Origin of the sequence: Alkalihalobacillus sp. NPDC127517 (assembly GCF_050276055.1) — a bacterium.
In the GTDB taxonomy this organism is placed as follows: Bacteria; Bacillota; Bacilli; order Bacillales; family Bacillaceae_D; genus Alkalicoccobacillus.
Genome location: NZ_JBNNQX010000011.1, coordinates 129,519 through 153,172, shown reverse-complemented (window position 1 = coordinate 153,172; position 23,654 = coordinate 129,519). Strand labels below are relative to the sequence as shown.

Annotated in this window: 30 protein-coding genes and 2 tRNA genes; 26 read left to right on the top strand and 6 right to left on the bottom strand. The window is 39.8% G+C overall.

Translation table 11 applies throughout. The annotated features are described in order from the left end of the window. Positions 1 to 78 precede the first annotated feature (78 nt). Positions 79 to 1,854, top strand: coding sequence for an excinuclease ABC subunit UvrC (gene uvrC / locus ACQKKO_RS16125; RefSeq protein ID WP_498648966.1), 1,776 nt, complete (start codon positions 79 to 81; stop codon positions 1,852 to 1,854). A 65-nt stretch (positions 1,855 to 1,919) separates the two neighbouring features. Here the strand turns inward: uvrC and ACQKKO_RS16120 are convergent, their stop codons facing one another. Continuing rightward, the gene (locus tag ACQKKO_RS16120; RefSeq protein ID WP_498648964.1) at positions 1,920 to 2,327 is read right to left on the bottom strand and encodes a YslB family protein; all 408 of its coding nucleotides are present in this window, start codon (positions 2,325 to 2,327) and stop codon (positions 1,920 to 1,922) included. A 379-nt stretch (positions 2,328 to 2,706) separates the two neighbouring features. Here ACQKKO_RS16120 and ACQKKO_RS16115 point away from each other — a divergent pair, with 379 nt between their 5' ends. The 3 genes from ACQKKO_RS16115 to sdhB are packed head-to-tail and all read left to right on the top strand — an operon-like array spanning position 2,707 to position 5,871. Then, a complete protein-coding gene (locus ACQKKO_RS16115; RefSeq protein ID WP_498648962.1) occupies positions 2,707 to 3,315 on the top strand; it encodes a succinate dehydrogenase cytochrome b558 subunit in 609 nt (202 codons plus the stop codon). A 40-nt stretch (positions 3,316 to 3,355) separates the two neighbouring features. Next, positions 3,356 to 5,125 carry a succinate dehydrogenase flavoprotein subunit gene (gene sdhA, locus ACQKKO_RS16110; RefSeq protein WP_498648960.1) on the top strand — a complete coding sequence of 590 codons (1,770 nt, stop codon included), beginning with the start codon at positions 3,356 to 3,358 and terminating at the stop codon, positions 5,123 to 5,125. Continuing rightward, the gene (gene sdhB / locus ACQKKO_RS16105) at positions 5,122 to 5,871 is read left to right on the top strand and encodes a succinate dehydrogenase iron-sulfur subunit (RefSeq protein WP_203089762.1); all 750 of its coding nucleotides are present in this window, start codon (positions 5,122 to 5,124) and stop codon (positions 5,869 to 5,871) included. The genes sdhA and sdhB overlap by 4 nt, the downstream gene beginning before the upstream one ends. 52 nt (positions 5,872 to 5,923) lie before the next feature. Here sdhB and ACQKKO_RS16100 read toward each other — a convergent pair whose 3' ends face one another. Beyond that, the gene (locus ACQKKO_RS16100) at positions 5,924 to 6,148 is read right to left on the bottom strand and encodes a helix-turn-helix domain-containing protein (protein WP_143846335.1); all 225 of its coding nucleotides are present in this window, start codon (positions 6,146 to 6,148) and stop codon (positions 5,924 to 5,926) included. 258 nt (positions 6,149 to 6,406) lie between these two features. On the opposite strand from ACQKKO_RS16100, the gene ACQKKO_RS16095 reads away from it, so the two are divergent. From ACQKKO_RS16095 to ACQKKO_RS16035, 13 genes are all read left to right on the top strand, one after another. Beyond that, positions 6,407 to 7,636: an efflux RND transporter periplasmic adaptor subunit gene (locus ACQKKO_RS16095; protein WP_498648958.1), complete on the top strand. Its 1,230-nt coding sequence runs from the start codon at positions 6,407 to 6,409 to the stop codon at positions 7,634 to 7,636. Then, positions 7,629 to 8,318, top strand: a complete 690-nt coding sequence (locus ACQKKO_RS16090; protein WP_498648956.1) for an ABC transporter ATP-binding protein — start codon at positions 7,629 to 7,631, stop codon at positions 8,316 to 8,318. Before ACQKKO_RS16095 ends, ACQKKO_RS16090 begins: the two co-directional genes overlap by 8 nt. After that, positions 8,311 to 9,540, top strand: coding sequence for an ABC transporter permease (locus ACQKKO_RS16085; protein WP_498648954.1), 1,230 nt, complete (start codon positions 8,311 to 8,313; stop codon positions 9,538 to 9,540). Before ACQKKO_RS16090 ends, ACQKKO_RS16085 begins: the two co-directional genes overlap by 8 nt. 389 nt (positions 9,541 to 9,929) lie before the next feature. Then, on the top strand, positions 9,930 to 10,193 hold the full coding sequence (locus tag ACQKKO_RS16080; RefSeq protein WP_479822261.1) for a phosphocarrier protein HPr: 264 nt from the start codon (positions 9,930 to 9,932) through the stop codon (positions 10,191 to 10,193). Between the two features lie 3 nt (positions 10,194 to 10,196). Beyond that, positions 10,197 to 11,918 (top strand): phosphoenolpyruvate--protein phosphotransferase, encoded by a 1,722-nt coding sequence (gene ptsP / locus ACQKKO_RS16075; protein ID WP_498648951.1) that lies wholly within the window; start codon positions 10,197 to 10,199, stop codon positions 11,916 to 11,918. 160 nt (positions 11,919 to 12,078) lie between these two features. Further along, positions 12,079 to 12,528, top strand: a complete 450-nt coding sequence (locus ACQKKO_RS16070) for a MarR family winged helix-turn-helix transcriptional regulator (RefSeq protein ID WP_498648949.1) — start codon at positions 12,079 to 12,081, stop codon at positions 12,526 to 12,528. 38 nt (positions 12,529 to 12,566) lie between these two features. Next, positions 12,567 to 13,367 (top strand): glutamate racemase, encoded by an 801-nt coding sequence (gene racE, locus ACQKKO_RS16065; RefSeq protein WP_498648947.1) that lies wholly within the window; start codon positions 12,567 to 12,569, stop codon positions 13,365 to 13,367. Between the two features lie 140 nt (positions 13,368 to 13,507). Beyond that, on the top strand, positions 13,508 to 14,602 hold the full coding sequence (locus tag ACQKKO_RS16060) for a GerMN domain-containing protein (protein ID WP_498648946.1): 1,095 nt from the start codon (positions 13,508 to 13,510) through the stop codon (positions 14,600 to 14,602). A gap of 117 nt (positions 14,603 to 14,719) precedes the next feature. Then, complete coding sequence (gene rph, locus ACQKKO_RS16055; protein WP_498648943.1) at positions 14,720 to 15,490, top strand: ribonuclease PH; 771 nt, start codon at positions 14,720 to 14,722, stop codon at positions 15,488 to 15,490. After that, on the top strand, positions 15,480 to 16,079 hold the full coding sequence (locus ACQKKO_RS16050) for an XTP/dITP diphosphatase (RefSeq protein ID WP_498648941.1): 600 nt from the start codon (positions 15,480 to 15,482) through the stop codon (positions 16,077 to 16,079). Before rph ends, ACQKKO_RS16050 begins: the two co-directional genes overlap by 11 nt. A 14-nt stretch (positions 16,080 to 16,093) precedes the next feature. Next, positions 16,094 to 16,603: a metallophosphoesterase family protein gene (locus tag ACQKKO_RS16045; protein ID WP_498648939.1), complete on the top strand. Its 510-nt coding sequence runs from the start codon at positions 16,094 to 16,096 to the stop codon at positions 16,601 to 16,603. 324 nt (positions 16,604 to 16,927) lie between these two features. Further along, positions 16,928 to 16,998, top strand: a tRNA-Gly gene (locus tag ACQKKO_RS16040). Positions 16,999 to 17,013: 15 nt separating this feature from the next. Continuing rightward, positions 17,014 to 17,087: transfer RNA gene (locus tag ACQKKO_RS16035), tRNA-Arg, on the top strand. Positions 17,088 to 17,231: 144 nt separating this feature from the next. Here the strand turns inward: ACQKKO_RS16035 and ACQKKO_RS16030 are convergent. From ACQKKO_RS16030 to ACQKKO_RS16020, 3 genes are read right to left on the bottom strand one after another with little or no spacing between them, the layout of a single operon-like run. Further along, positions 17,232 to 18,344: a site-specific integrase gene (locus tag ACQKKO_RS16030; RefSeq protein ID WP_498648937.1), complete on the bottom strand. Its 1,113-nt coding sequence runs from the start codon at positions 18,342 to 18,344 to the stop codon at positions 17,232 to 17,234. 49 nt (positions 18,345 to 18,393) lie between these two features. Further along, positions 18,394 to 18,810, bottom strand: a complete 417-nt coding sequence (locus ACQKKO_RS16025) for an ImmA/IrrE family metallo-endopeptidase (protein ID WP_498648935.1) — start codon at positions 18,808 to 18,810, stop codon at positions 18,394 to 18,396. A gap of 12 nt (positions 18,811 to 18,822) precedes the next feature. Next, positions 18,823 to 19,275 (bottom strand): helix-turn-helix domain-containing protein, encoded by a 453-nt coding sequence (locus tag ACQKKO_RS16020; RefSeq protein ID WP_498648933.1) that lies wholly within the window; start codon positions 19,273 to 19,275, stop codon positions 18,823 to 18,825. Between the two features lie 196 nt (positions 19,276 to 19,471). Here ACQKKO_RS16020 and ACQKKO_RS16015 point away from each other — a divergent pair, with 196 nt between their 5' ends. Genes ACQKKO_RS16015 through ACQKKO_RS15995 form a run of 5 tightly spaced genes read left to right on the top strand, consistent with a single transcriptional unit; the run spans position 19,472 to position 20,661 of the window. Continuing rightward, complete coding sequence (locus ACQKKO_RS16015; protein ID WP_498648932.1) at positions 19,472 to 19,714, top strand: XRE family transcriptional regulator; 243 nt, start codon at positions 19,472 to 19,474, stop codon at positions 19,712 to 19,714. Next, positions 19,692 to 20,012, top strand: a complete 321-nt coding sequence (locus ACQKKO_RS16010; RefSeq protein WP_498648930.1) for a DUF771 domain-containing protein — start codon at positions 19,692 to 19,694, stop codon at positions 20,010 to 20,012. Before ACQKKO_RS16015 ends, ACQKKO_RS16010 begins: the two co-directional genes overlap by 23 nt. 15 nt (positions 20,013 to 20,027) lie before the next feature. Next, on the top strand, positions 20,028 to 20,156 hold the full coding sequence (locus tag ACQKKO_RS16005; protein WP_498648929.1) for a hypothetical protein: 129 nt from the start codon (positions 20,028 to 20,030) through the stop codon (positions 20,154 to 20,156). 4 nt (positions 20,157 to 20,160) lie between these two features. Then, positions 20,161 to 20,385, top strand: coding sequence for a hypothetical protein (locus tag ACQKKO_RS16000; protein ID WP_498648926.1), 225 nt, complete (start codon positions 20,161 to 20,163; stop codon positions 20,383 to 20,385). A gap of 18 nt (positions 20,386 to 20,403) precedes the next feature. After that, positions 20,404 to 20,661, top strand: a complete 258-nt coding sequence (locus ACQKKO_RS15995; protein ID WP_498648924.1) for a hypothetical protein — start codon at positions 20,404 to 20,406, stop codon at positions 20,659 to 20,661. Between the two features lie 16 nt (positions 20,662 to 20,677). Here the strand turns inward: ACQKKO_RS15995 and ACQKKO_RS15990 are convergent, their stop codons facing one another. After that, positions 20,678 to 20,947, bottom strand: coding sequence for a hypothetical protein (locus tag ACQKKO_RS15990; protein WP_498648922.1), 270 nt, complete (start codon positions 20,945 to 20,947; stop codon positions 20,678 to 20,680). 94 nt (positions 20,948 to 21,041) lie between these two features. Between ACQKKO_RS15990 and ACQKKO_RS15985 the strand changes: the two genes are divergently transcribed. The 4 genes from ACQKKO_RS15985 to ssb all read left to right on the top strand — a co-directional run bounded on the left by ACQKKO_RS15985 (position 21,042) and on the right by ssb (position 23,603). Then, complete coding sequence (locus ACQKKO_RS15985) at positions 21,042 to 21,236, top strand: hypothetical protein (protein WP_498648920.1); 195 nt, start codon at positions 21,042 to 21,044, stop codon at positions 21,234 to 21,236. A 95-nt stretch (positions 21,237 to 21,331) separates the two neighbouring features. Then, the gene (locus ACQKKO_RS15980; RefSeq protein ID WP_498648918.1) at positions 21,332 to 22,567 is read left to right on the top strand and encodes a phage replication protein O; all 1,236 of its coding nucleotides are present in this window, start codon (positions 21,332 to 21,334) and stop codon (positions 22,565 to 22,567) included. After that, positions 22,564 to 23,172 (top strand): DUF6011 domain-containing protein, encoded by a 609-nt coding sequence (locus tag ACQKKO_RS15975; RefSeq protein ID WP_498648917.1) that lies wholly within the window; start codon positions 22,564 to 22,566, stop codon positions 23,170 to 23,172. Before ACQKKO_RS15980 ends, ACQKKO_RS15975 begins: the two co-directional genes overlap by 4 nt. After that, a complete protein-coding gene (gene ssb, locus ACQKKO_RS15970) occupies positions 23,166 to 23,603 on the top strand; it encodes a single-stranded DNA-binding protein (protein ID WP_498648915.1) in 438 nt (145 codons plus the stop codon). Before ACQKKO_RS15975 ends, ssb begins: the two co-directional genes overlap by 7 nt. The last annotated feature ends 51 nt before the right edge of the window (positions 23,604 to 23,654 follow it).

Below are 23,654 nucleotides of genomic sequence, written 5' to 3'. Positions count from 1 at the left end.
ATGTAGAACCGCTTTCTCTTGCAGAAAGCGGTTTTTCTATGTATTCTTGTAAAACCTATTAGAAAAGGGGGGAGTCGAATGAGCCAGCTTAAAGAAAAGCTGACGATACTTCCTAATCAGCCAGGCTGTTACTTAATGAAGGATCGCCAAGGAACGATTATCTATGTTGGGAAAGCGAAAATCCTTCGTAATCGTGTTCGTTCCTACTTTACAGGATCACATGATGCCAAAACACAGCGACTTGTTAGTGAAATTGTAGATTTTGAATATATTGTTACCAGTTCAAACATTGAAGCACTGATCCTTGAGATGAATCTTATAAAAAAACATGACCCAAAATACAATGTCATGCTTAAAGATGATAAAACGTATCCCTACTTAAAAATTACTAACGAAAAGCATCCAAGATTAATCACAACAAGACAAGTGAAGAAGGATGGTGGGAAGTATTTTGGCCCTTATCCGAATGCTGGAGCAGCAAACGAAACGAAAAAATTGCTTGATCGCATCTATCCTTTGCGTAAGTGTAGAAATATGCCTGATAGTGTTTGTTTGTATTACCATATTGGACAATGCCTTGCTCCCTGTGTATATGAAGTAACAGATGAGCAGAACCAAGACATGATTCAAGGGATTAGCCGGTTCTTAAAACATGGACATTCAGAAGTGAAAGAGACACTGACGGAACGTATGATGAAAGCTTCTGAGGAACTTGATTTTGAACGTGCAAAGGAAATCCGCGATACGATCTCTCATATGGATGCCATAATTGAAAAGCAGAAGATGACGGTAAATGATCATGTGGACCGAGACGTATTTGCCTTTGCTTATGATAAAGGATGGATGTGTGTCCAGGTATTTTTTGTAAGGCAAGGAAAGCTAATTGAACGAGATGTTTCCCTTTTTCCGTTCTATAAGGAAGCCTCTGAAGATTTAATGACGTTTGTTGGTCAATTTTACTTACAGAAGCAACATATCAAACCTCAAGAAATTCTTGTTCCAAGTGAGGTTGAGGCGGACCTCATGAATGAACTTCTTGAAGTCAAAGTTCTTGTACCAAAGCGAGGACCTAAAAAAGACCTATTGGACCTCGCTTCAGAAAATGCCCAAGTGGCATTAAAAGAAAAGTTTTCTTTAATTGAAAAAGATGAAAATCGAACGATCCATGCGATTGAACGATTAGGTAAAGCCATGGATATTGCAGCCCCGTATCGGATTGAGGCTTTTGATAACTCGAATACGCAAGGGACCGATCCTGTATCCACGATGATTACCTTTCTTGATGGTAAGCCTAGTCGGAAGGACTACCGAAAGTACAAAATCAAAACAGTTGAAGGGCCGGATGATTATGCGTCCATGCGAGAAGTGGTTCGCAGACGTTATATTAGGCTCTTAAAAGAAGATTTACCACTCCCGGACTTAATTGTAATTGATGGAGGGAGAGGGCAAATTGGTGCTGCGCAAGAAGTCATTGAAGATGAGCTTGGGTTAACCATCCCTGTATGTGGTCTGGCAAAAGATGAAAAGCACCGCACATCCCAACTGCTTAAAGGTTCTCCACCTGTGGTCATACCGCTTGAGCGCGATAGCCAGGAATTCTATTTATTACAACGGATTCAAGATGAAGTTCACCGCTTTGCCATTACGTTTCACCGATCTGTTCGTTCAAAAACATTCTTTCAATCAGTACTGGACGATATTCCGGGTGTTGGCTCTAAACGAAAACAAAAGCTGTTAAAGCATTTTGGGTCTGTGAAGAAAATGAAAGAGGCAGAAGTTGAGGAGATTGTGAAACAAGGTGTTCCGCAATCGATTGCGGAAGCGATTTTAACTAAACTTAACGAAGAGTCATAAAAAAACGGCGAATGTTCCCTATTCTGGGGTACATCGCCGTTTTTTTCATATGTAGTTCTCGTGTACTAATCAAGTGGATCGTGACGATCAATGGTTACTTGGATCTGAACAAGCTGACGTTTTTCAGTTAACACAGCTACAGCTGTTGCCTGCGTTTGTGTTTCAAGCTGTTGAGCAAGAAAACCAGCTTCAAGCTGATAGCAGCGTTGATCTTTTTTGCCCATCCAAGGTCCAGTCAGTTCAAATGTTTTTTCATAGGGTTTTTCTTTTACTAAGGAAAGAGTACCCCACTCCGCTTTTTCAAAAAATGAAATCAACTCATCTGTTGTCTCTTGTGGATAAGACCTTGCCGTAGATTTACCGACCCAATAAAGTAAAGTCTCTTTTTCCGTTCCGAGTAACTCAGATAACACATCATTTCGAATAAGGTCATAACCGAAGTTAGACGTTTCTAGTTCAACCTTTGGTTCCATATCAAGTAAACACCTCTCTAGATTCTAGTATAAAGCACTCCGGAAAAATTTCTATAGGTATCAAGGTGATTTTTTTATGTTCATTATTATAACAATAAATCTATTTTTCTTACTTAATTTATCAACATTTTTAACCTTTGTATGATTAAGAGAGATGGTCTTATCCCGTTAATTAATGAATATGCTAGAATTTCTTAAGTGTAAATTGTATACGGTTTCTTGACGGGTTTATCTGATCAGAGTACAATTAATTTGTCGGATTTTATTACCTATTACCCTTTGATATTTCAGCAAACGATGTCAGGAGGATTTGTTTATAAGTAAAATAGAAAAAGAGAACATGCGCTGATCGGTAAAATTTTTAGTGGGGGGAACTAGTATGCCTGAAAATCGTGAGTATCTGTTTCGAAGACTGCATTCTTTGCTAGGTGTAATACCAATAGGAGTATTTTTAATTCAACACTTTGTTGTAAACCATTTCGCTACAAGAGGCGCCGAGTCATTTAACACGGCCGCACATTTTATGGAAAGCCTTCCTTTCCGTTATGCTCTTGAAATTTTCATTATTTTCATTCCATTGCTTTATCATGCTATTTATGGCGTTTATATAGCGTTTCAAGCAAGAAATAATTCGTTCCAATATAGTTATTTCAGAAACTGGATGTTCCGTATTCAAAGAGTTACAGGAATTATCCTCGTAATCTTTATTACATGGCACGTATGGGAAACAAGAATCGCAGCAGCACGAGGCGCGACAGTTGATTTTGATATGATGGCGAATATTTTCAGCAATCCATTTATGATTGCGTTTTATATTGTTGGAGTTGTAGCGGCTACATTCCACTTTGCAAATGGACTATGGTCATTTGCCGTATCTTGGGGTATTACAGTCACTCCAAAGTCTCAGCAAATTTCAACATTTGTAACATTGGGTATCTTTATTGTGATGACATATGTTGGTCTTCGCGCCATTTTCGCATTTGTCTAAAATGATTGTTTCGAGCGTATATTGAAGGAGTGAGTCAAGTATGAGCAAAGGCAAAATCGTTGTTGTTGGTGGTGGCTTAGCAGGCTTGATGGCCACAATTAAAGCAGCAGAAAAAGGCGTACCTGTAGATCTATTTTCCATTGTACCAGTAAAGCGTTCACACTCGGTCTGTGCGCAGGGCGGTATTAATGGAGCTGTTAATACAAAAGGGGAAGGAGATTCTCCTTGGGAACACTTTGATGACTCTATTTATGGTGGCGATTTCTTAGCGAACCAACCGCCCGTTAAAGCGATGACAGAAGCAGCACCTGGAATCATCCACCTTCTAGACCGTATGGGCGTTATGTTTAACCGTACACCTGAAGGACTGCTTGATTTCCGTCGTTTTGGAGGAACACAGCATCATCGTACGGCATTTGCGGGAGCAACAACTGGTCAACAGCTTTTATATGCGTTGGACGAGCAGGTTCGTAGACATGAAACGAGTGGTCTCGTGACGAAGTATGAAGGCTGGGAATTCCTGTCAGCAATCGTTGATGACGAAGGCACATGTCGTGGAATTACGGCACAGGAATTAAGCTCTTCTCAGATTGAGAGTTTTCCTGCTGATGCTGTCATTATGGCAACTGGTGGTCCTGGAATTATCTTCGGTAAATCAACGAACTCGGTTATTAACACAGGGTTTGCGGCAGCTAAGCTTTACAAGCAAGGTGTTGACTATGCAAACGGTGAGTTCATTCAAATTCATCCAACAGCGATCCCTGGGGATGATAAGCTTCGCTTAATGAGTGAATCAGCTCGTGGTGAGGGTGGCCGTGTGTGGACGTATAAAGACGGTAAGCCATGGTATTTCCTTGAAGAAAAATATCCTGCCTATGGAAACCTTGTTCCTCGTGATATTGCAACACGTGAGATCTTCTCGGTATGTGTTGACGATAAGCTAGGAATTAATGGGGAGAACATGGTCTACCTAGACCTTTCTCACAAAGATCCGAAAGAACTTGATATCAAGCTTGGTGGAATCATGGAAATCTATGAAAAGTTCATGGGTGATGATCCAAGAAAAGTACCAATGAAAATTTTCCCTGCGGTTCACTATTCAATGGGTGGTATGTGGATCGATTACGACCAGATGACAAATATTCCTGGATTGTTCGCAGCGGGTGAGTGTGATTACTCTCAGCATGGTGCAAACAGACTTGGAGCCAACTCTCTACTTTCTGCCATTTACGGAGGAATTGTTGCTGGTCCTAAGGCAGTTGAATATATCAATGGTCTTGAGAAATCAACAGATGCCATGTCTTCTTCATTATTTAGTGAAGAAGTACGCAAAGAGCAAGCGGCTTACGATAAAATTCTTACGCTTGATGGAAAAGAAAATGCGTATGTACTTCATAAAGAGCTTGGAGAATGGATGACTGATAATGTAACCGTTGTTCGTTACAATGATGCATTACTGAAAACAGACGAAAAGATTCAAGAGCTTATGGAACGCTTTAACAATATTAATATCAACGATACGGCTAAATGGAGCAACCAAGGAGCTGCATTTACGAGACAGCTTGGTTCCATGCTAGATCTAGCTCGAGTCATTACACTTGGAGCCTATAACCGTAATGAAAGCCGCGGCGCTCACTACAAGCCTGATTTCCCTGAACGTAATGATGAAGAGTTCTTGAAAACAACAAGAGCAAGTTATAACGCTGAGACAAATGCACCTGACTTTGTTTATGAAGATGTGGATACATCGCTCATCAAACCTCGTAAGCGTGACTACTCTCAGAAAAAACAAGGAGTGGCTAAATCATGAGTGAAAAACTAATTCATTTTAAAGTAACTCGCCAGGATGAGCCAAATGGAGATAGCTATGTAGAAGAATTTCATATTCCTTATCGTGCGAATATGAATGTTATTTCGGCTCTAATGGAATTTAGAAGAAACCCAGTGAATGCAAAAGGTGAACAAACGACACCGATTGCTTGGGATATGAACTGTCTCGAGGAAGTATGTGGAGCTTGTTCCATGGTGATCAATGGTAAGCCACGTCAATCATGTACAGCACTCATTGATAAACTAGAACAGCCCATTCATCTTGAACCAATGAAAACCTTCCCGGTTGTCCGTGATTTAATGGTTGACCGTAGCAGAATGTTTGATTCATTGAAAAAAGTGAAAGCATGGATTCCAATTGATGGAACGTATGATTTGGGGCCAGGTCCAAGAATGGCTGAATCAAAACGTCAATGGGCGTATGAATTATCAAAATGTATGACTTGTGGGGTTTGCTTAGAGTCTTGTCCAAACGTAAACAGTAAAACAGAGTTTATTGGACCAGCTGCTCTTTCACAGGTTCGTCTGTTTAATGCTCATCCAACAGGTGAAATGAATAAGGCAGAACGTCTGAATGCACTAATGGGTGAAGGCGGTCTAATGAACTGCGGAAACTCTCAAAACTGTGTTCAATCTTGCCCTAAAGGAATTCCATTAACAACTTCTATTGCGGCACTAAACCGTTCAACTGCACTACAATCATTCAAGAATTTCTTTGGTGGTTGATCATAATAAAAAGACTGAAGTCCATGACTTCAGTCTTTTTTTGTTGCACAGATTATATTGTTAATTCACCTAATCTAATGAGTTCAATGACTGCTTGAGAGCGCCCCTTTACTCCAAGCTTTTGCATCGTATTAGAAATGTGATTTCGAACAGTTTTTTCGCTGATGAATAGGTCTTGAGCAATATCCTTCGTCGTCTTATCTTGAACGAGTAGTTCGAATACCTCACGTTCCCTTTTTGTAAGTAAAGGTTTAGGTCCGAATTCTGCTCCTTTCAATGAGTTCACTCCTTCATGCTCGGGCTAGAGCTACCGTATCCGGTAAGGGTTAAGTCATGACAGTATATGTATAAGGAAAACGATTGGTGCGATACTTTCTGCAAGCATTTTTAAATTGAATGATGGTAAATTATGTGTAACTTTATAAACTTTATAAAAATATTAGATTTATTTTACTGTTTTGATATTGCCTAATCTTGGATTCTCACTGATAATAAAACAAATGGAATAATTTTGAACATTTAAGGGGCGAAAGAATTGGGCAAACGAGCTTTGATTGTATCAGGTATTGTCTTAGCAAGTGTACTGGTTGTTGGGGGCACAGGTTTTGGTGTATGGCATTTTACAAATGCGAATGCAGCGAACGCAGAATTTGGTGAAGGCGAGATATTCCCAATGAGGGTTGGGGACTTAGGAATGGGTATGGAATCCTATCCGATGCAGGCATTTACCGGAAAGATTGAAGCAGAAAAGCAAGAAAAAGTCTTTATAAACCCGGAACTTGGCAAGATTAAAGAAACCTTTGTACAAGAAGGGGACGAGATTCAAGAAGGAGACCCACTTTTTGAGTATGAGCCTGTTGAAGTAGAAGATACAAGCCTTGAGATTGAGCAAACACAAATGGAGCTTGAAATGGCCTATCTTCAAATCAATCAATCTCAGAAAAAGATTGATAAGTTAACAAAATCAATCAAGAATGCTGAAAAGGAAGAAAAAGAACTTCTTCAGGAAGAACTTGATCAGGCAAACTATGATCTAAAAGTGATTAACCTGGAAACAGGACAAACTCAAAAGCGGTTAGATGCACTTAAGAAAACAGGTGAAACAAATGCCAACGTCGTTGTTAGTAAAACAACAGGCATTGTTCAATCCATTAATACAGATATTGCCGATGGAGCACAAAACGAAGCAGCTAACGCGCCATTTATTCAAATTATAACCAATGGAGATTACTTAATTAAAAGTCAAATTAATGAACTACTAATCGGAACATTAGAAGAAGGATCTGAAGTATTAGTAACGGCAAAAAATGGACAAGAAGGCGAATGGGTTGGAACGGTCACTGAAATCGGAAAGCTGCCTGTATCAAGTGAAGAAGACAGCTATGGTGGATACTATGAAGAAAGTAATCCACAAACATCTAAGTATCCATTTACCGTTGTTCTACCTGAGCATGATGGACTTGAAATTGGCTATCACGTAAATGTTGAGCCAATGATGGGTGATTTTGAAGAAGAGGAAACGGATCAAATTGTCTTAGATTCCTTTATCATTTTTGAAGAAGATGGACTTTCTTATGTTTGGAAAGTTAGTGAAGAAATGACATGGATGAAGCAAGAGGTTGAGGTTGGTGAAACAAACGAAGAAATGTACACAGTTGAAATTTTAAGTGGTTTGACAGAGGATGATTACATCACATACCCTGAACCAGCTCCAACTGAAGGGGACGAAGCTGTCTTATTTGATGAGGAAATATTCTATGATTGAGCTATCAAAAATCTTTAAGTCTTACAAATTAGGAAAAGATTCGGTTCCTATTCTGAAAGATATTAACTTAACAATTGAAAAAGGCGAGTTTGTAGCAATAATGGGGCCATCGGGTTCGGGGAAATCAACACTGATGAACATCCTTGGTTGTTTAGATAAGCCGACATCTGGTGCGTACAATTTAAACGATGTGAATATGCTTGCTGGGAAAGATAATTACTTGGCAGAAATCCGAAACCGTTCGATCGGCTTTGTCTTTCAAACATTCCATTTAATGCCACGCCTCACTGCACAGCAAAACGTTGAAATGCCACTAATATATAGTGGAGTAAAGAAAAAAATCCGCCGTAAAAAGGCATTTGACGTGCTTTCTAAGGTTGGATTATCTGAACGCGCAAGCTTTAAGCCATCAAGTCTTTCTGGTGGACAAAAACAGCGTGTGGCCATTGCGCGTGCACTTGTTAATGAGCCTTCCTTTATTTTAGCAGATGAGCCGACGGGAGCTCTTGATACAAAAACGAGTGAACAAATTCTGGATCTCTTTACGGAATTGAATAATGAAGGTATTACGATTGTGATGATTACGCACGACAAAGAAGTAGCAGATAAAGCCGATCGAACAATCTTTATCCGGGATGGGCAGCTGTTTGTAGAAGAGAAAGGAGAGCCAGTTCATGCTTGAGAATATTAAGCTATCCTTTCAATCCATCTTTGCTCATAAGATGCGTTCGATTCTGACAATGCTTGGAGTTATCATTGGAATTGCAGCAATTATTGCGATTGTATCGATGATTCAAGGGCAAAGTGAAATGTTAAAAAGTAGCATTATCGGTATGGGGAATAACACGATTCAAGTGACGTATGAGGACGCGATGATGGGCGGAGAAGAAGATATGTGGGGCAGTGGTGAAACCTATATATCAGCTCCACCTGTATCCGAAGAAACATTAGAGATGATTACTTCTGACCCATTGGTGGATACGATTGCTTTGTTTCATAAATCATGGAGTGTTGAGACGTATCATCAAATGAATATGTCTTATCCTGAATCAGTTGCTGTTGATTCCACTTACTTCGATTTGTTTCCAGTTGATATTCATGAGGGGCGAATGCTTACAGAAGAGGAACTGAATTCATCTTCACAACTGGTGATGATAAATGAAGATGCACGAACGGAATTGTTTGATGGCGGGGAAGCAGTCGGACAATCAATTGATATTAAGGGTATGCCTTTTCGTGTAGTTGGTGTTTTTGAAGATCAAAAGTCGGATAGTGAATACTACTATGACGAATGGACAGAACCTAAGATTTATCTCTCAAAAGGAATTTGGCCGATTGTTGAAGGGTATGATGCACCAACGCAAATTCTAGTTAAAGCAGTAGGGCCAGATGCCATTGAAGAGGCAGGTCAATTAACGGCAGGAATTTTAAATGCAGATTTATCAGGAATGGAATCAGCTCAATACCGTATCCCAGATCTACAAGCCATTACAGCCGACCTTGAAGCGGCCAACCAGGCGTTTGCATTCTTACTTGGCGGAATAGCGAGTATTTCTTTGTTAGTTGGCGGAATTGGCGTTATGAATATTATGCTTGTTTCTGTAACAGAACGTACTAGAGAAATTGGAATCAAAAAAGCATTAGGAGCAAAGCGTTACATGATCCTCCTTCAGTTTCTAACGGAAGCGATTGTGTTAACAAGTGTAGGAGGAGCCATTGGTGTGTTACTTGGAATTGGCGGAGCGAAAATTATCTCTAATATTATGGATATGCCGTTCTATATCTCCATCTCAGCCATTGTGGGCGCACTTATCTTCTCCATGCTGGTTGGAATCATTTTTGGTTTATTACCATCAATCAAAGCTTCAAAGCTTCAGCCAGTAGATGCATTAAAATACGAATAGGTATGAAGCGACCCATTCCTTTAGAAACTTTTTCAAGGAATGGGTTTTCACGTATGTTCTTAAAAAAAGGCTGTACACTAAGGACTAAAGATTGATAAATAATTTTTGTGTATGATATACTATTCATGATCTACTGCTACACGTGGCTTCTACTTATTAAAATCAATCCTTCTCATGCAGAAGAGAAGCGAAATACATGTACTTAGGTTATGAATAGGGTATGACTTTTTTGATCAGGCATAAAAAGTCTGTTCTATTTTACGGTAATATGCTATTCTTTTTTTTGAACTAAAATAGGTGCTTCTTCAGACATTCTGCATATAGTAGCTGAAAGTCTAGAAAGAACCTACAATCTCAAATTTATATTTAAGAAAAGAGGCTGATTCATTATGGCAGAAAAAACGTATAAGATTACAGCAGAAACAGGAATTCACGCACGTCCAGCAACTCAACTAGTAAACAAAGCTGGTCAATTCTCTTCTGATATCACTCTTGAATTTAAAGGTAAGTCTGTAAATCTTAAATCCATCATGGGTGTTATGTCTCTTGGTGTAGGCCAAGGCGCAGAAGTAACAATTAAAGCTGAGGGATCTGATGCAGACGAAGCACTTGCTGCAATCGAAGAAATCATCAAAAACGAGTTAGGGGAATAATACATGCCACAAGTAATTTCTGGCATCGCAGCTTCCCATGGCATTGCTATTGCAAAGGCCTATGTGCATGAAGAGCCTGATTTCACAATCAGCTCTTCAGAAGCATCTAATCCGAGTGCTGAGATTGAGCGCTTTGAAAACGCTCTAAGCGTGTCAAAGGATGAGCTGTCTGCCATTAAAGATAAAACTGAACAAAATCTTGGTGCAGATAAGGCTGAAATTTTTGCTGCCCATCTGTTGGTTTTAAGTGACCCCGAGCTGATTGATTCAGTTAAGGATAAGATTACAAATGAGAAACGTAACGCTGAATTTGCTCTTAATGAAATAGCAGATCAATTTATTACCATTTTTGAAAATATGGATAACGAATACATGAAAGAACGTGCATCGGATATTCGCGATGTTTCAAGACGAGTGATTGGTCATCTTCTAGGAATTGAAGCTGGATCACTTGCTACGATTAGCGAAGAAACGATTGTTATTGCTGAAGATCTTACTCCTTCAGATACTGCTCAGTTAAACCCGTTATTTATTAAAGGGTTTGCAACAGATATCGGTGGTCGGACCTCGCATTCTGCAATCATGTCTCGTTCACTGGAAATTCCTGCGGTTGTTGGTACAAAGGAAGCCACGAAATCCATAAAAACCGGCGACATCGTAATTGTGGACGGAATTGATGGCGAGGTAGTGATCAACCCATCTGAAGACGTGTTAGCTTCATTTGAACAAAAGAAAGCTGATTTCCTTAAGCAAAAAGAGGAATGGGCTAAACTTGTAAATGATCAAACAACCACATCTGATGGTGAGCACGTTGAGCTTGCTGCAAACATTGGTACACCTAAGGATCTTGAAGGTGTTATTGCTAATGGCGCAGAGGGTATTGGTTTATACCGTACTGAGTTTCTTTATATGGGTCGAGACAATCTTCCTTCTGAGGAAGAACAATTCGAAGCGTATAAAGAAGTCGTGGAGCGTATGGAAGGGAAACCAGTTGTTATCCGTACTTTAGACATCGGTGGGGATAAAGAACTTCCATATCTAGATCTTCCAAAAGAGATGAACCCGTTCCTTGGATTCCGTGCGATTAGACTTTGTCTAGAGCAGCAGGACCTGTTCCGCGTTCAGCTTCGTGCGCTTCTTCGTGCAAGTGCGTTTGGAAATCTTAAGATCATGTTCCCGATGATTGCTGTTCTTGAAGAATTACGCCAAGCGAAAGCTTTGCTTAATGAAGAAAAGGACAAGCTTATCGCTGAAGGAATAAATGTTTCTGATTCAATTGAGGTTGGTATTATGGTAGAGATCCCATCTACTGCAGTAGCAGCTCCTCAATTTGCAAAGGAAGTTGATTTCTTTAGTATTGGAACAAACGATTTGATTCAATACACATTCGCAGCTGACCGCATGAATGAACAGGTTTCATACTTGTATCAGCCGTACCACCCAGCAATTCTTCGTTTAGTTGAGATGGTGATTAAAGCCGCTCATAAAGAAGGCAAATGGGTAGGAATGTGTGGAGAAATGGCTGGAGACGAAGTGGCGATTCCACTTCTACTTGGATTAGGTTTAGATGAGTTTAGCATGAGTGCTACATCGATTCTTCCTGCCAGAAGCCAACTTCTAAAGCTATCTAAAAAAGAATTGGCCGAGTTTGCACAAAAAGCTCTTGAGCTTGATACAGCAGACGAAGTGGCGAAGCTTGTTCGTGAGAATTATATTTCTGAGTAACAGGTTGATAAAACGGACTCCTTTTTAGGTGTCCGTTTTATTTGTTTTAAGAAGAAGGACATTTCAAGACTTTTGTTTACTAACACTTGAATTCCGATATGAAAAAAGAGACAATAAAATGAGATAAGATAGAAGTTGGAATGGATAGGAGGTGCGATGAATGACCCATGAGCAAATCGAAGAAATTGAACGTTCCCTACGTAGAGTAGCAGATATGGTTAAACAAAAAGGTCGAGTCATTCTTTCACAGTTCCCAATCACACCCCCTCAATTTGTGGCGCTTCAATGGCTAAAGGAAAAAGGGGATATGACTATTGGCGAGCTTTCAACCAGTATGTATTTAGCTTTTAGTACAACGACAGATCTTATTGATCGGATGGAAAAAAGCGAACTGGTCGCCCGCGTAAAAGATGCAAATGATCGTAGAGTCGTTCGCATTCACCTTCTGGAAAAAGGAAAAACGATTATTCAGGAAGTGATTGTAAAGCGTCAGGATTATTTAGAAGATATTTTAGCGGACTTTTCGCAGGATCAGGTAGATACCCTTGAGAAAAGCCTAAGCTTACTCCATGATCAAATGAAAGCAGTTAAAGGTAAAAAATCAACCTAAGTATGGTTCAGATATAGATAGAAATTGAGGGAAACATCGTGGATAGACCGATTGGTGTCATTGATTCAGGACTTGGTGGATTAACCGTTGCAAAAGAACTCATGCGACAGTTACCTAAGGAAGAAATTGTGTATGTAGGAGATTCAAAGCGTTGTCCATACGGTCCGCGTCCTAAGGAAGAAGTACGTACGTACACGTGGCAAATGATTCGTTACTTACAAACCAAAAACATAAAGATGCTTGTGATTGCTTGCAATACAGCAGCAGCTGTTGTGTTAGAGGAAGTGAAGAAAACACTTGATATCCCTGTGGTAGGAGTAATCTACCCTGGTGCTTCAAGTGCGCTTAAAGCGACTGTAAAGGAGCATGTTGCAGTCATTGGAACAACTGGGACGATTAAGAGTGGTGCCTATTCAAAAGCGCTGACATCTATTAATAGTTCGGTTCAAGTAGAAAGTCTAGCTTGCCCACCTTTTGTTCCGCTTGTTGAGCAAGGTATTTTTGAAGGAGAGGAAGCAAGTCGCATTGTCGCTGACACATTGGCTCCTTTAACGGGTAAAGGCTTTGATACGCTTATTTTAGGATGTACACATTATCCGTTGCTTGCACCACTTATTAAAAAGTGGTCTGGCTCTTCTATTACCTTAATCTCATCAGGTGAAGAGACAGCGAGAGAAGTCAGTGGCCTCCTTTTCCATGGCGACGCGGCTTATACAGGAGAAAGAGTGCCTGCTCACACGTTCTATACAACAGGAGAAGAAGAGCTTTTTAAACGATTGGCGAACCAATGGCTAGAAATTGAAGTCGGCAGAGTTGAAACCATTGTAATTGATCAATAAGGAAATGCAGGTGCTAACGAAGGTCCTAAGTGGATCTTCGTTTTTTTTTATATAAAACAGTTTGTCTAAACTTTGCAGGTCTAAATTAAAGATAGGCTCGTATACATGAAAGTACAAACTATCTAGGGAGGGAAACAAAAATGCGAAAGTACTTAAAAACAGGTGCTCCACTTATCTTAGCAGCTACACTTGTGACAACTGGGTGTTCAATAGGATCAAAAGATGTTTCAACTAAGATGGATGTACCTCAAGTGAATTATGTAGAGGATACGGACGAAATTAAATTAGATGAGACAGGGACGGTTGATGAGGTAAGTGATGAAGACTCTCAAGAAGAAGACAATGAGCAAGCAGCAGAATCAGCAGAGACCGTACAGCGAGAATTATACTTATTAGATGCAAATGGCATGGTGGTGCCACAAACATTAACGCTGCCTAAACAAGAGGGTGTGCTGAAGCAATCGCTTGAATACTTAGTGGCGGATGGACCGGTTTCTGAGTTACTACCTAATGGCTTCCAAGCCGTTCTCCCACCTGGAACAAGTGTAACGGTGAATTTGAACGAAGAGGAAAAAATAGCCGTTGCTGACTTCTCGAGAGAATTTGAGAGGTACGATGCAAACAAAGAACAGCAGATCCTTCAAGCGATCACATGGACACTTACTCAATTTGATAGTGTAGAAAAGGTACAGATTCGAATTAATGGGTACGATCAAGAGGTTATGCCACTCAACAAAACGCCAATCGGGGATGGAGTAAGTCGCTCTGATGGGATTAATCTCGAATCGAACCAAGTGGTGGATCTAGTGAATAGTGAAGAAGTTTTGTTATATTTTATGGGTCATCAAGGCGAATCCCGTTATTATGTTCCTGTTACAAGAAGAGTTGAAGCTGGTGAAGACGCGCTTACAACAGCTGTGAATGAATTAATTGAAGGACCTTCTATTGGCACATCACTTGTGTCAGGCATCCAAACAAAAGCGAATCTTCTTGGAAATCCTGAAGTGAAGGATGGAACATTAACACTGGATTTTAATGAGCACATTTTAGAAAGCAGTGAGAATATGGCTGTTTCACAGGATGTTTTAAATATGCTGGTTCTCACATTAACAGAACAAAACGGCGTGGATAAGGTATCCATTGAAGTGAACGGGGAAGCCTCTATTTTAAATCAAGAAGGTGAGCCAGCAGAACCCGTTTCAAGACCAAAGCAAGTCAATGATCATAGTCTATAAAAAATGTTTCGCTTTTACCTTTGCGTTTTTGGGGGGAGACTTTATAATAGATAGAGGTAGAGAAGGAGCGAGTAGCCCTTCTCTTTTCATTTTTTAAATAGAAAAGGAACGATTGATATGGTACGAATAGATGATAGACAAGCAAATGATTTACGTAATTTAACACTGGACATGCATTTCACAAAACACCCAGAAGGCTCTGTTCTTATTTCGATGGGAGATACAAAGGTGATTTGTAATGCGAGTCTTGAAGACAGAGTTCCACCATTTCTAAGAGGGAAAGGTAAGGGCTGGATTACTGCTGAATATGCGATGCTTCCAAGAGCAACGCAAGTCCGAACCATTCGTGAATCCTCTAAAGGGAAAGTGACAGGCCGAACGATGGAAATTCAGCGCTTGATTGGTCGCGCACTTCGCACAGTTGTAGACTTAAACAAAATGGGTGAGAAAACAATCTGGATAGACTGTGACGTCATTCAAGCAGACGGGGGCACGCGGACAGCAGCTATTACAGGTGCATATGTTGCGATGTGTTTAGCCTTTGAAAAAGCGATGGCTGAAGAGCGGATGACTGAATGGCCTGTGACAGACTTTTTAGCCGCGATCTCAGTTGGAATTGATGAGAAAAAGCAGGTGCTCTTAGACCTTTGTTATGCGGAGGACTCCAAAGCTGATGTGGATATGAACGTTGTGATGACAGGTAGTGGGGCATTAGTAGAAGTTCAAGGGACCGGAGAGGAAGCCGTATTTTCTAGAAGTGAACTGAATGCGATGCTGGATGTAGCTGAAAAAGGAATTCAGGAGCTCGTAGGCTTGCAAAAAGAGCATCTTAGTCAGACGAGTGACCGTATCCAGGATACAAAAGGAGTGGGAGCAGATGGAAACTGAATTAATTATCGCCACAACCAATAAAGGAAAGATCAACGAGTTTAAGCAGTTGCTTGAGGGGGAAGAAACGATTGTAAAGTCGTTGCTTGATTACCCAACCATTTCAGATATCCCTGAAACAGGTGTGACCTTTCATGAGAATGCAGCAATTAAAGCAGAAACACTTTGTAAGCTCCTCAATCGCACGGTCATTGCCGATGATTCAGGCTTAGAAGTTGACGCTTTAAATGGTGAGCCAGGCGTGTATTCTGCAAGATACGCAGGTGAGCAAAAGGATGATCAGGCGAACATCGATAAGGTGCTTCATGAATTACAAGATGTCCCAGAAGGTCAACGAACGGCGCGATTTGTCTGTGTGATGGCTGTAGCTCAGCCGGACGAGGAAACGATTTTCTTTAAAGGACAATTTGAAGGTACCATTGCGACAAGTCGCCAAGGAGAGAATGGCTTTGGCTATGATCCGATCTTTTACGTTCCGTCGCTTGGAAAAACGGCGGCCGAGCTGTCATCCGATGAGAAAAATGAACGTAGCCACAGAGGCAAAGCCATACAGGAGCTACTTAAATATAAAAATTTATTTAATTTGTAAGGGAGTGGTCACACATGAAAGCTTTGATCATAAGTGATAGTCATGGCTGGACAGATGAACTTAAACAACTTCTTGATCGGAAACGACAAGATGTAGATAAGATCTTTCATTGCGGAGATTCAGAGCTTGAACCAGAGAAAGGACCACTTGCTGGAGTAACTGGTGTAAAAGGAAATTGCGATATGGGACAGCCTTTTCCGGAAGAGTGGGTAGAAGAAACGGATTATGGACGAATGTACTTCACACATGGACATTTATTTCAAGTGAAAAGTCATTTGAATACGCTTGTGCTGCGAGCAGAGGAAGTAGGCGCTAGGGTAGCATGCTTCGGCCATACCCATGTAGCTACATGCTTCGAAGAGAAAGGCATTGTTTTCATCAACCCTGGCAGCATTCGCTTACCATCAGGAAGAAGAGACCAAACCTATTGCATCTGCGAATTAACAGTACAAGAAATCAAGGTCACGTATTACACATACGACGACCAAGAAATGCCAGAGCTTGGTGGAATCTTTAAGAGGTAGTTGAGAAGGAAAGATTTAAGGATACAATAATATGAGCACATATCACAGAACATATATTGATCTAGCGTAAGGAGAACCCGAGACTCCAGTGGGGAAGTACGTGGTGAAGACTCTGTAGCGGTGGTTTTCCGCGGAAGAGTCTGAGGCCGTACCCACGGAAAGCGAGGGTTGCTCCTGGAGCGGATTTATACCTGACAACTTCCTTATTTATAACTTCGTATTTAAACGTAAATAAATTTTGATAAACTATTGACAGTAGACATCAAATACGGTATATTTATATTCGTCGCTGATATTACTTTTAAAAAAAGCAATCTAAACCATGCGGGTGTAGTTTAGTGGTAAAACCTCAGCCTTCCAAGCTGATGATGTGAGTTCGATTCTCATCACCCGCTTTTCTTTTTTTTTTTGTCCCAGTAGCTCAGCTGGATAGAGCAACGCCCTTCTAAGGCGTCGGTCGGGAGTTCGAATCTCTCCTGGGACGTTACCAAGGATAATTACATAGTTTTGAAAGAAATAAGAAATGTCTTAAACCATTGATTTATCAATGTTTAAGGCATTTTTTGTTTCGGGGAGTTGTATCGAGTTATTTTTAAAAATAAAAAAGTTTTTACACGTATTTTACACATCAACTGGATCTCCGCATACCTTTGAATACACTAATTGTTTTTTCTTCATCCTGTGTACGAAGTTCTTTCACTATGTGAGCATAAGTGCTGATTGTCGTGTCTGTGTTTGAATGCCCTAGTCTCTCTGCTACATAATAAATTGAAACATCTTCGTAAAGTAAGACACTAGCATGTGTATGCCTTAATCCGTGAATGCTGATCGGCTCTATATCTAGATCGCTTAAGATCTTCTTTAGCACGTTGTTTGCAGCTGTATTAGATATTACCTTATATTTAGAGGAAGAGCTATAGAAAACAAGTTTGTGGATATTTTCAGGTGTATCGTTAAAATAAGCTTTAAAGGCGTTCATAACGTCCCCGTCCATTTTTATGTTTCGGATAGATTGGTCATTTTTAGTTGGCCCAAATCCATCTACAGATTTCTTTGTGTATCCCCAAGTCTTATTTACATTGATTGTATTGTTGAAGAAGTTAAAGTCCTCTCGTTGAAGTCCCACTAATTCTCCAAATCTCATACCAGAGGTTAAGGCAAGCAGAATCAGATGCAGAGTTGAATTCAACTCTAGATTTGAGTATAGGTAGTTAAGTAAGAACTGACTTTCTTCAAAGTGTAAATGCTTTTCTTCAGCTCGCTTTGCTTTCTCTCCAGTTAATACAGCTTTCCTTGTAAAATCACTTCGAATGAGACCTTCATCAATAGCATCTTTCACACAAGCACGAATATGGCTATTCAACTTCTTAGAGCTTGAACGTGCATGGTTCTTACCATATTCATTTAGAAAGTATTGATAATCTCTTTTGTTCATTTGTTGAAGTGGTTTATCTTTAAAGAAATCTTTCAATGTTCGTAAAGTGTCTTCATATCTAGCCCGTGTATTCTTACTGATATTCGGTTTGTAGGTATCAAGCCAAGTCTCAAAAAATGTTACTAATGGCTCATCTTTAGTTTGAGGTATAAGGCCTTTTTTAAGTTCAGTCTCAACTTCAGCTGCTACAGCTAAAGCTTCTTTTTTTGTTCGAAAACCTCCTTTTCGGATTGGGGCAGCCTTACCATTAATTTTTCTGCTTATCGTATATTGCCACGTCTTTCCTCGTTTCTGTGCGCTTGCCATCTTTTTACCTCCTAAATACGAATGTATGTTCTCTTATAGAATAAAAAAATTATCCAAGTGATTTTAACAGTGCAAGTTTTTCAGGCACACCGTAATCTCTTACAGCTTCTCTAATCGTAATAGAAGAGTCCCTGCCATCATGAAATAGCAATTCAATGGCAAACGTATTCGCTTCCTTTTCAAGCGGACTGGTAGAAAAGAAAGTACTCTTTTTAAGAAACTGTGTGTTGTATTCAGCGTGCCTGATAGCATGTCCAAGTTCATGTGCAGCAACAAACTTCTTCTGATTTTCATTTAGGTCCTGGTTAATATGAATGATTTTTATCCTGAAGTGTTTGCTGTAGTAGCCTAGTGTGTTACCTAAATGCTCGAACGAGATATGTATACCTAGTCGCTTAGCGATTTTATAGGGGCAGTCAGTCTCGTGCTTTCTCATCAATTTCTCCACTTGTTGTTTGATACGCACAGTCTAACACTCCTATTCGTCACGGTATTTCTTAGGGGTGAATTTTTGCTTTGATAGTCTTTTTGCTAAGCGTAATGAATTCTCTAATGAGCTTATAAGTAATTCTCTATCCTCCGGGTCCATTTCATTAATATCTTGACCATCAAATGCTGCATAACTATCTTCACTTAGACCATCAATCATATTTTGTAATTCAATTTGTATATTTCTTTCATCTTTATCATTGAGTTCAGGTAAATTATTTTTGTCTTTAGTAGAAGCCATTTCTTCTAATTGCTCAGTGGTTATGCCTAACCCTCTACAGATTTTAATAACATTGTCTACAGACGCCTTCCCAATGTCTCTCTCAAGCATAGATCTTAAAGTCGTATAAGGGATATCTATATATGCAGCAAAAGCTTTCTGATTTTTATGTTTGCTTTTTTTAATTAAATTTTTGATTATTTCTGCTCTCTTATCTATCAAAACCCTTACCACCTCTCATTTAATACGTTTTACCGTATTTAAATACATAATATAACTATATCATCTAAAAGTAAACAGTGATTTATACGGAAATTCGTATTTTTTTCTATGATTTCGTTGACATTATACTATATTGAGTATATATTGTTTTTAAGATACGCAATTGAGTATTTTTTGTTGAAAAGGGGGGGGATCATTGCTTAGGAATTTGAAAGCAGAAATGACGCGAAAAAATGTAAAGCCAGCTGAATTAGCTTCGTTACTTAATGTGAGATATGCAACTATAATCGATAAGTTAAATGGCAATTACATTTTTTCTTATAGAGACGCAAAAAAAATTAAAGATCACTTTTTTCCTAGGATGAATATTGAATATTTATTTGAGGATTTCGAAAAGGAGAGTGAGGATATTGGGCATGAACCAACAACTTCAAGTTAGCTTGAGCATTCCAATACCAGAAGATTCTGTCTTAATCTCAAAAGTCGAACTTGAAGAATTAAAAGAAGTTCAGCTGCTCGGTGTGTATTGGAATATGACCGACTTAGAAAACCGAATTGGTAAGAAGAAAAATTGGATAAAAGACAACGTCCTTTATCCTCCTAAATTTAAAAAGGTTCTTGATATTGAAAACGGAGGTTTTGTTTACTATCCAAAGTCTCAAGGCCAAACTTGGTCGTTCCATGCAAATAAGATGGCTAGATTTTTAGATGACAACTTTAATTCAATCTTTAAGTGAACTGGAGGGCTTTGAATGAAGAAGGATGAACCGGAGCTTGATCTTTATGATGCTATAGCTATATCAGTTGGCGCTACTTTAGTCGTTGTGGGTCTCTTTGCGGTAGTTATGGAGTCGTTTGGTTTTATTAGATTGTGGGGGTGAGACAGTGACAAGTGAATTAGCTGAATTGCAAGAACAGGTCAGAGCAACCTTCACAGATCATTATGAAATGAAATATGCAGAAAAAGTACAAATGTATGTGGAGTCACATATAGGCGTATACGGCTCAATTACGATTGATAAGTATGTTGAGATTGCACGAAAGCAGTTCGAAAGAGTTGAGCAATCAATGTTGAACGTTGCTTATAAATGGCAAGCAGATATGTCTTAAAGGGGAGAGTGAATAAAGATGGACGAACAAAAAAAGAATGCATTAAATGAGGTTCTAGAAATGATCGAGAAAGATCAGAAAAATGTTCTTGATAGTTCAGTTGATTTACTAACTATTCATGTTAAGAGTACTTCAACCACATATCAAGAAGCGGATCGTTTGCTTAAGAGAGCGTATGAGTCAGCTCATTGGGAAAATAACCAAGCATTAGTTTCGGTTATTGAAAAAGTGCAGCAAGATTTGGAGATTGAAAGAAGCAACCTATCAATTAAATAGATTGCTTCCAAACTAATTATAGATTCGTGATCTTTACTACAGAACTTGAAGAATAGACTTTTTTATCACTTTCATCAATTTTGGAGAAGAAAGCACACCCTGAAATTACTTTAGTAAGTGACGGAATTAAACCATCGTTGCTATGGTCCAAAACTAAGTAAGGTTCTTTCTTATAGGTGATTAGTGTGCCGTTCTTTTCAACAGCTTCAATGGGGATGATGTATTCATCTTCTGTAATTTTTAATTCCTCATTGTTGCTAAATGTGATTATTGCAGAAGTAGCCATATATATACCTCCTTTCTTAGAGATTGTCTGGGGAGACATATCTATTCTATCAAAAAATGGTAGGTATTTATATTCGGCATAGGAGGTGATAAGAGTGGTTTTCAACAGAGCAGATGGCACAACAGGCAAATTGGACAAGGAGCAAACCTTTTACCTATTCAACCACGTATCTGTGCTTGGAACGGATCGTGGAGCTAAACGTGTAGCAAACCGTTTTGACATGAAGGTTAACGAGGTCTTAGTTGTATTCTTTCAAGTACACAAAAAAGCCCATCACCTGGCACGGTAATGGACTTTAGGGATTGGATATAATTCCATCGACATTCTTATTATACCCAATCCCCATAAGAAAGGCAATATACCACAAGTTAGGAGGGAGTGATGGTGGAAACCAGGTATTTCCGCATACATAGCGGACTTATGACTCCAGAGCATCACAAACGTATAGGGAAGGCAATATGGGTGTTCTTATGGCTCATAGATCGTACAACTGGTGAATCTAAAGATGGACAAGGTAGTGGTGCTGTACTTTATGGAAATCCAGTACCCTATCGGATCATCCATGATGAATTAGGCATTCCAATACCCACAATTAAGGCCCATTGTGATGCATTAAAAAAAGAGGGTTATATCACAGTTAAATCTACTCCAAGAGGTAACGTCATTCATGTGATGAAGTCAAAGAAATGGGAAAACCCTAATGACAACCATTCCAAAAACGGAATGAATCATTCAAAAAATGAAACGAAGCATTCAGAGAATGGAATGCAGGAAAGTGACGATCATTCCAAAAATGGAACGGAGTATTCAGAAAATGGAACGGAGCATTCCAAAATTGATCCCACTATATTAAAAGAAAATATAAATAATAATTTAAAAGATAAAGAGATAAAAGAAAAAGAAAAGACGTTGACTTCTGATTCTCTTTCCTCTGAATCTTTGAAAAATGAGATCTTGCAAGAATTTGTTCGGTTACGTGCAAGAGGATTCCAAACTTCTCCTGCTGATTCAACTGCAGCTGATGAAATCATAGAATCTGGCATTAGCTTGTCTGATGCTACTCAGTATATGCAAGAATGCTTTATTCAATACCAACCCAAACACAGGAGAGATCGTATTAACTCCCTCTCTTACTTCGTTGGCTATATCTTGAACCGTCATCACCAAGAGAGTAGTGAGCAAGGACAAGTTGCTATGGATCTAGCCAAAGAGTTTTTGGAAGGGCTAAAGAAGATGATTCCGGATCATTCGGAGCCAAATATTAAAGAGTGGGCTGCAGACATGCAAAAGATTCTTGATAAAGGCAAGTCGCCTGAGCGTATTCGTGAAGTTGTGTCAGCTGTTCGCAGAGATCAGTTTTGGGCTACAAACATCATGACTCCACGCGATCTAAACGCAAAGTTTGATCGTATGGCTGGTCTTGCCAGTAAACAAGCTGAACCTAGGAAAGCGAATGGACATAAAGATAAATTGCCTGAATGGGCTCAGGAAGAGAAAGAGCAATCGAAAGAAGCTCAAAAAGAGCCTAATAACAGTAATGATCAAGACCAAGCAGCACAAGAATATTACGGTATGCTTGCTGAGCTTAGAGCGCGAAAACAAGGGAGGAAAACAGTTTGAATCACAGAGAAATGCGTCTCATTGACACATTGATTGCAACTAAGGTAAACGGGTGGACTAACATCACCAAGTCAGGCAAGGTTTCTGCTGCCAACTGGTACAAGCCATCAGGAGACGTCACGTACAGCATGAGGAAGTATCAGCCAACCGTTAGTGTGGCTCAAGCCATTGCCGCAGCTAACAACGTAGGCTCATTTAACCTAGGCAACGTTCCAGGAGCATCTTGTCAGGTAACGATACAGCCTTATGCAAAAATAAGCACCGGATTTATTGCCACCGGTGAAGGAGAGACGGTCGCACTTGCTTTATGCCAAGCTATGCTTGCAGCGTTTAGCCTCATGACCGAAGACTATCAATCAGCTGACGATCTGCTAGAAAAAGACGTAGTACCGCAACGTGGAGATATCTACCCTATGTGCAATTTGTGCGGACGTCCATTGAAATCTAAGGCTAGTCAAATCAAGGGTTATGGTCCTGTTTGTTTCGAAAAGCAGAAGGATGAACGTGAGAAGGCCGAGCCAAATGATCTTGATTTGGTTGATATTCTGCATAGAGATCAGCAGTCAAGTAACTTCATGGACGAATTGGAGGCTCAAAAATGTTAAACCGTGTTGTTTTAGTCGGACGTCTTACTAAAGACCCGGAACTTCGGTACACGCCAAGTGGAGTAGCGGTATGTAATTTCACACTGGCGGTCAATCGTCCTTTTACTAACAACAACGGAGATCGAGAGGCAGACTTTATCAATGTCGTGGTATGGCGCAAACCGGCAGAGAATGCAGCACAGTTTCTTGTGAAAGGGAGCCTTGCAGGTGTAGATGGCAGACTACAGTCAAGAAGCTATGACAATAACGAGGGCAGACGCGTTTTTGTGATCGAGGTTGTTGCTGAAAGTGTCCAGTTCTTGGAGCCGCGTAATAAGAGCAACTCAGAACAGAACAATCAACAGCAGAGCTCAAACAATGGGTATAAGGACGATCCGTTTGCGAATGATGGCAAGCCAATTGATATATCGGATGATGATCTGCCATTCTGACAATCAAAAGAAAGTAACCAACGCATAACCTACCATAGCGCCAAACGTCAC